6 protein-coding genes are annotated in these 6742 nt (G+C 71.9%); all 6 read left to right on the plus strand.

Annotated features, from left to right (window positions below):
- Positions 1-241: 241 nt before the first annotated feature.
- The 6 genes from RIM90_RS27720 (at position 242) to RIM90_RS27745 (ending at position 6714) form a co-directional block, all read left to right on the plus strand.
- Positions 242-1012, plus strand: coding sequence for a DeoR/GlpR family DNA-binding transcription regulator (locus RIM90_RS27720; RefSeq protein ID WP_309063491.1), 771 nt, complete (start codon positions 242-244; stop codon positions 1010-1012).
- A 143-nt stretch (positions 1013-1155) separates the two neighbouring features.
- Positions 1156-2529 carry a sugar ABC transporter substrate-binding protein gene (locus tag RIM90_RS27725; protein WP_309063492.1) on the plus strand — a complete coding sequence of 458 codons (1374 nt, stop codon included), beginning with the start codon at positions 1156-1158 and terminating at the stop codon, positions 2527-2529.
- Positions 2526-3467 (plus strand): sugar ABC transporter permease, encoded by a 942-nt coding sequence (locus RIM90_RS27730; RefSeq protein WP_309063493.1) that lies wholly within the window; start codon positions 2526-2528, stop codon positions 3465-3467. Before RIM90_RS27725 ends, RIM90_RS27730 begins: the two co-directional genes overlap by 4 nt.
- Positions 3464-4315: a carbohydrate ABC transporter permease gene (locus RIM90_RS27735; protein ID WP_309063494.1), complete on the plus strand. Its 852-nt coding sequence runs from the start codon at positions 3464-3466 to the stop codon at positions 4313-4315. The genes RIM90_RS27730 and RIM90_RS27735 overlap by 4 nt, the downstream gene beginning before the upstream one ends.
- On the plus strand, positions 4312-5301 hold the full coding sequence (locus RIM90_RS27740; protein ID WP_309063495.1) for a zinc-dependent alcohol dehydrogenase family protein: 990 nt from the start codon (positions 4312-4314) through the stop codon (positions 5299-5301). The genes RIM90_RS27735 and RIM90_RS27740 overlap by 4 nt, the downstream gene beginning before the upstream one ends.
- A gap of 198 nt (positions 5302-5499) precedes the next feature.
- Entirely contained in the window at positions 5500-6714 is a 1215-nt protein-coding gene (locus RIM90_RS27745) for a TerD family protein (protein ID WP_309063498.1), read from the plus strand.
- Positions 6715-6742: the final 28 nt, after the last annotated feature.

The following is a 6742-nucleotide window of genomic DNA, read 5'->3' on the forward strand; positions in this document are numbered from 1 at the left end:
GCGGGCGGGCCCGTTCGGTGCCCGCCCGCCGCCGCATGCGGGCACCCGAGCCGCCCGCTTCCCCGCACGCGCCCGCGCACGCCCAGGTACGAGGCGGGCACGCCCCGAACCGAACGGGCACAACCGGGCACGACCGGGCCCGCAACAGACCTGGTCGGCGGCGCGCCCCCGCTGTAGAACTTCCTGCGTGGGCCCCACCGGGCCCGAACGGACAGCGAGACAGGGAAGCGGGTGTCCGGCCATGAACCACAGGACGGCCGAGGAGCGCCGGCGCGAGATCGTACGGGTGGCGCGCGCCACCGGCTCGGTCGACGTCACCGCGCTCGCCGCCGCCCTGGGCGTGGCCAAGGAGACCGTACGACGGGACCTGCGCGCCCTGGAGGACCACGGTCTGGTGCGCCGCACCCACGGCGGCGCCTACCCGGTGGAGAGCGCCGGCTTCGAGACGACGCTCGCCTTCCGCGCCACCAGCCACGTCCCCGAGAAGCGCCGGGTCGCGGCCGCCGCGGCCGGGCTGCTCGGGGACGCCGAGACGGTCTTCGTCGACGAGGGCTTCACCCCGCAGCTCATCGCCGAGGCCCTGCCCCGGGACCGGCCGCTGACCGTGGTCACCGCCTCCCTGCCGGTAGCGGGCGCGCTCGCCGGGACCGGCACCGCCTCCGTCCTGCTGCTCGGCGGCCGCGTCCGCTCCGGCACCCTCGCCACCGTCGACCACTGGACGACGAAGATGCTCTCCGGCTTCGTCCTCGACCTGGCGTTCATCGGCGCCAACGGCATCTCCCGCGAACACGGCCTGACCACGCCCGACCCGGCGGTCGGCGAGGTCAAGGCACAGGCGGTCCGGGCCGCCCGCCGGGTGGTGTTCGCGGGCGTCCACACCAAGTTCGGAGCGGTCGGCTTCTGCCGGTTCGCCGAGGTCGGCGCGCTGGAGGCGATCGTCACGAGCACGCTGCTCCCGGCGGCCGAGGCCCACCGCTACTCCCTGCTCGGGCCGCAGGTCATCCGGGTCTGACCCGCACACCGGCACACCGTCCCGCGTCCCCACGGGGCCGACCCGCGCCAGGAGACGCCCGCTCCCTCCCCCTACATCCGCACACATCCACTGCATCCACTACGTCCACTGTCTCCACATGCGTCTACGTCCAGGAGCGATCCATGCGAACCCAGAGCCGACTCAGGCCGCCGCGAGCCGCACTCGCCGCGGCCGCCGCAGGGACGCTGCTCGCCCCGCTGCTCTCCGGCTGCTGGACCGGGGCGGGCGGGGCCGGATCCGGCGGCGACTCCCTCAACGTCCTGATGGTCAACAACCCGCAGATGGTCACGCTGCAGAAGCTGACCGCGGCGCACTTCACCCGGGACACCGGCATCGAGGTCAACTTCACCGTGCTGCCGGAGAACGACGTCCGCGACAAGATCAGCCAGGACTTCGCCAACCAGGCCGGCCAGTACGACGTGGCCACCCTGTCCAACTACGAGATACCCATCTACGCCCGCAACGGCTGGCTGGAGGAGATGGACTCCTACGTCGCCGGGGACCGCGCCTACGACGAGCGGGACATCCTCGAGCCGATGCGCCAGTCCCTCACCGGCGACGACGGCAAGCTCTACGGCCAGCCGTTCTACGGCGAGTCGTCCTTCCTGATGTACCGCAAGGACGTCTTCGCCCGGGAGGGCCTGACGATGCCCGCCCGCCCCACCTGGCGGCAGGTGGCGGACCTCGCCGCGAAGGCGGACGGCGCCGAACCCGGCATGAAGGGCATCTGCCTGCGCGGCCTGCCCGGCTGGGGCGAGGTCATGGCACCGCTGACGACGGTGGTGAACACCTTCGGCGGCACCTGGTTCGACGAGGACTGGAACGCCCGGCTCGACTCCCCCGAGTGGGAAAAGGCGACGAAGTTCTATGTCGACCTGGTCCGCGAGCACGGCGAGTCCGGCGCCGCCCAGGCCGGCTTCGCCGAGTGCCTGAACAACATGACCCAGGGCAAGGTCGCCATGTGGTACGACGCCACCTCCGCGGCCGGCTCCCTGGAGTCCGCCGGCTCCCCCGTCCGGGGCAAGGTCGGCTACGCCCCCGCGCCCGTCGAGAAGACGGAGTCCTCCGGCTGGCTCTACACCTGGGCCTGGGGCATCCAGAACGCCTCCCGCAACCCCGACGACGCCTGGAAGTTCGTCTCGTGGGCCTCCGGCAAGGAGTACGAGGAGCTGGTCGGCGACGAGATCGGCTGGTCCGACGTCCCGGCCGGCAAGCGCGCCTCCACCTACGCCCACCCCGCCTACCGCGCGGAGGCCGCCGCGTTCCAGGAGACGACCAAGGAGGCCATCGAGCGGGCCCGGCCGAACGACCCCGGCGTGCAGCCGCGCCCCGCGCCCGGCATCCAGTTCGTCGGCATCCCGGAGTTCACCGACCTCGGCACCCGGGTCTCCCAGGAGATCAGCGCGGCCATCGCCGGACGCCAGTCCGTCGAGTCGGCCCTGAGGAAGTCCCAGCAGCTCGCAGAAGAGATCGCCGAGGAGTACGAGGGACGATGACCGCCACGACGACGGCCCCCGTGGCCGCACCGGACCTGTCCGCCACCGGTCGCCGGCCCTCCGCCCGGCTGCGCGCCTGGGCCACCCGCGCCCCGCTCCTGCCCGCCCTGGTCTTCATGGTCGTGGTCACCCAGCTGCCCTTCGTGGCGACCCTGGTGATCTCCTTCTTCGACTGGAACTCCCTCTACCCCGACGCCCGGCACTTCGCGGGCCTCGCCAACTACCGGGAGGTCCTCACCGACGCCGGCCTGCGCCGGTCGGTCTGGACGACGATCCTGCTGACCGTGGCGGTCGTCCTCGCCAGTCTGGTCCTCGGACTGCTGCTCGCCCTGCTGCTGGACCGCAGGTTCCGCGGCCGGGGCATCGTCCGCACCCTGCTCATCGCCCCGTTCCTGGTGGTCCCGGTGGCGGCGGCCCTGCTGTGGAAGCACGTCCTCTACAACCCCGAGTACGGCCTGCTCAACGGCCTGCTGCACTACGTCGGCGGCCCGCAGCCGGACTGGATCTCGAACACGCCGCTGCTCGCGGTTCAGGCCGCGCTGGTGTGGCAGTGGACGCCGTTCATGATGCTGATCGTCCTCGCCGGACTGCAGAGCCGGGACCAGCAGCAGATCGAGGCCGCCCGGGTCGACGGGGCGGGCGACTGGCAGATCTTCGTCCACCTGACCCTGCCCCACCTGCGCCGCTACCTCGAACTGGGCGCCCTGCTCGGCTCGGTCTACATCGTGCAGAACTTCGACGCGGTCTTCACGATCACGTCCGGCGGCCTGGGCACCGCCAACCTGCCCTACACCGTCTACCAGACCTTCTACCAGGCCCACGAGAACGGCCTCGCCTCCGCGGCCGGCGTCCTGGTCGTCATCGGCTCGATCGTCATCGCGACCTTCGCCCTGCGCGTGGTGTCGTCCCTGTTCCGCGAGGAGGTGTCCCGCGCATGAGCACCATCGCCGTACGCGGCCGCGGCCGGTTCCGCAAGGGAGCGGGTCTGGGCCTGGTGGCCTGGCTGGCCGGGATCGTCTTCTTCCTGCCCATCGCCTGGATGGCCCTGACGTCCTTCCATTCCGAGCAGGACGCGGCCACCAACCCGCCGTCCTTCGGGGCCGCCCTCACCCTGGACGGCTACCGCGAGTTCTTCGGCACCGGCGGCGGCGCGAGCCCCTGGCCGGCCCTGATCAACTCGACGGTCGCGTCCGTGACCTCGACGCTGCTGGTCCTGCTCCTGGCCCTCCCCGCGGCCTACGCCCTGTCCATCCGCCCGGTGAGGAAGTGGACGGACGTCCTGTTCTTCTTCCTCTCCACCAAGATGCTGCCGGTCGTGGCGGGCCTGCTGCCGATCTACCTGTTCGCCAAGAACGCCGGTCTGCTCGACAACATCTGGCTGCTCGTCGTCCTCTACACCTCCATGAACCTGCCGATCGCGGTGTGGATGATGCAGTCCTTCCTCGCCGAGGTCCCGGTCGCGATCATCGAGGCGGCGCGGGTGGACGGCGCGAGGCTGCCGACGATCCTGGCGCGGGTGGTCGCGCCCGTCGCGCTCCCGGGCATCGCGGCGACTTCCCTCATCTGCTTCATCTTCAGCTGGAACGAACTGCTCTTCGCCCGGGTGCTGACCGGCGTGGTCGCCGAGACCGCCCCCGTCTTCCTGACCGGCTTCATCACCAGCCAGGGACTCTTCCTGGCCAAGGTGTGCGCCGCGTCGCTCGTCGTCTCCCTGCCGGTGCTCGCCGCGGGGTTCGCCGCCCAGGACAAACTCGTCCAGGGCCTGTCACTGGGAGCCGTGAAATGAAGGCCGCCGTCATCGAGTCCGTGGGCAGGGCCGTCGTCGCCGAGGTCCCGGACCCGACGCCCGGGCCGCGCGAGGTCGTCGTCGAGGTCGCGGCCTGCGGCCTGTGCGGCACGGACCTGCACATCCTCCAGGGCGAGTTCGCGCCCGAGCTGCCGATCGTGCCGGGGCACGAGTTCGCGGGCGAGGTGGTCGGCGTCGGCACCCGGGTCACCGAGCTGGCCGTCGGCGACCGCGTCGCGGTGGACCCCTCCCTGCACTGCCACGAGTGCCGCTACTGCCGCACCGGGCACAACAACCTCTGCGAACGCTGGGCGGCGATCGGCGTCACCACGGCGGGCGGGGCCGCCCGGTACGCGGTGGCCCCGGTGGCGAACTGCGTCAGGCTCCCCGAGCACGTCCGCACCCAGGACGCGGCGCTGGTCGAACCCCTGTCCTGCGCGGTCCGCGGCTACGACGTGCTCCGGTCCCGCCTCGGCGCCCATGTGCTGATCTACGGCTCCGGGACGATGGGCCTGATGATGCTGGAGCTGGCCAAGCGGACCGGCGCGGCGAGCGTGGACGTGGTGGACGTGAACCCGGCGCGCCTGGAGACGGCCCGCCGACTGGGGGTGTCGGCCTCGGCGGCGGGCGCCGACGAGCTGGACCGCCCGCAGGGCTGGGACGTCGTCGTCGACGCGACCGGCAACGCGGCCGCGATCCAGGACGGCCTGGGCCGCGTCGCCAAGGCCGGCACGTTCCTCCAGTTCGGCGTCGCCGACTACGCGACGCGGGTGACGATCGACCCGTACCGCATCTACAACCAGGAGATCACGATCACCGGTTCGATGGCGGTCCTGCACAGCTTCGAACGAGCGGCGGAACTCTTCGCGGGCGGCGTCCTGGACCCGGAGGTCTTCATCAGCGACCGCGTCCCGCTGGAGCGCTACCCGCAGGCACTGGAGCAGTTCGCGGCCGGGGTGGGCAGGAAGATCGTGGTGGTCCCGTAGGTTTCCCGCCCTGCGGGCCTCGTCCTCGATTGCCGGAGGGGCCGGAGATCAGCCCCTCCGGCGTCCGAGGAGCGGGGGCCCGGGGCGGCGCCCCCGAGGGACGGGAGGGGACGGCGGGGGCGACATCCCACTGGTCCGACCGGGCCACAGGTAAGGGAACGGCAAAACCGCCCCGCTCGTTCACTCGGCATGACCGCTATGACCCCCGGCTCGAACATCCCCCTCCCCACCGCCCGTGTGACGGTGGACGTCGCCGCGCCCGTGCGGCTCGACGTATCGGGCCTGCTGCTCACCGCCGACGGCAAGGTGCGCTCCGACGACGACTTCATCTTCTACAACCAGCCCGCCGGCCCCGGCGTGACCTACCGTTCCGGTGGTGGCACCGCCCCCGACGCCATCACGGTCGACACCACGGCCGTGCCGCCCGGCATCGAGAAGATCGTCATCACCGCGAGCCCCGACGCCGCCGGCCAGACCTTCCAGGGCATCGAACCGACGGCCACCCTCCGCAACGCGGACGACAACACCGTCCTGGCCACCTTCACTCCCCCGCGTCTCGGCGCCGAGACCGCCCTGGTAGTGGTCGAGATCTACCTGCGCAACGGCGTCTGGAAGGCCCGTGCGGTCGGCCAGGGATACGCCAACGGCCTGGCCGGCATCGCCACCGACTTCGGCGTCACGGTCGAGGAACCGGCCGCCCCGGCCCAGCCGGTCACGCCTCCCCCGGCCGCCGTGCAGCCCTCCGTGGCCCCGCCGGCCCCGCCGGCGCACACCCCGCAGGCCCCGCCCGCGCCCGCCGTGCCCCCGGCCCCGCCCGCCGCCGCCCCCGGAACCGGGAAGATCAACCTCGACAAGGGCCGGGTCAGCCTCCAGAAGAACCAGACCGTCTCCCTGATGAAGGGCGGCCGCCCGCTGCTCTCCCAGGTCAAGATGGGCCTCGGCTGGGAGCCGGCGTACCGCGGCAAGGACATCGACCTCGACGCCTCGGTCATCGCCTACGGCCCGCAGCGCAACCACATCGACAGCTGCTACTTCGGCAAGCTCCAGATCGTGAACGGCGCGATCCGGCACTCCGGCGACAACCTCACCGGTGAGGGCGGCGGGGACGACGAGGTCATCACCGTCGATCTCGGCCGTCTCCCCCAGGACGTCACCGGCCTGGTCTTCACGGTGAACTCCTTCTCCGGCCAGAAGTTCACCGAGGTCGCCAAGGCGTACTGCCGCCTCCTGGACGCCACCACGGGCGAGGAACTGGTCCGCTTCGACCTCACGAGCGCCGAACCGCAGACGGGCGTGATGATGGCGAAGCTGATCCGCCAGTTCTCCGGTGAGTGGGAGATGACCGCCATGGGCGACTTCGTGAAGTCCCGCACGGTGCGGGGCATGGTGAAGCCGGCCGCCCAGGCACTGTAACCGCTCGTACGGAACGCCGGGCGCCCCG

Origin of the sequence: Streptomyces sp., assembly GCF_031181555.1 — a bacterium.
In the GTDB taxonomy this organism is placed as follows: domain Bacteria; phylum Actinomycetota; class Actinomycetes; order Streptomycetales; family Streptomycetaceae; genus Streptomyces; species Streptomyces fimbriatus.

Bases quoted from the DNA above. Each gene is read 5' to 3' on its own strand.
- RIM90_RS27720 (WP_309063491.1), top strand. From the start codon at position 242: ATGAACCACAGGACGGCCGAGGAGCGCCGGCGCGAGATCGTACGGGTG.
- RIM90_RS27725 (WP_309063492.1), top strand. From the start codon at position 1,156: ATGCGAACCCAGAGCCGACTCAGGCCGCCGCGAGCCGCACTCGCCGCG.
- RIM90_RS27730 (WP_309063493.1), top strand. From the start codon at position 2,526: ATGACCGCCACGACGACGGCCCCCGTGGCCGCACCGGACCTGTCCGCC.
- RIM90_RS27735 (WP_309063494.1), top strand. From the start codon at position 3,464: ATGAGCACCATCGCCGTACGCGGCCGCGGCCGGTTCCGCAAGGGAGCG.
- RIM90_RS27740 (WP_309063495.1), top strand. From the start codon at position 4,312: ATGAAGGCCGCCGTCATCGAGTCCGTGGGCAGGGCCGTCGTCGCCGAG.
- RIM90_RS27745 (WP_309063498.1), top strand. From the start codon at position 5,500: ATGACCCCCGGCTCGAACATCCCCCTCCCCACCGCCCGTGTGACGGTG.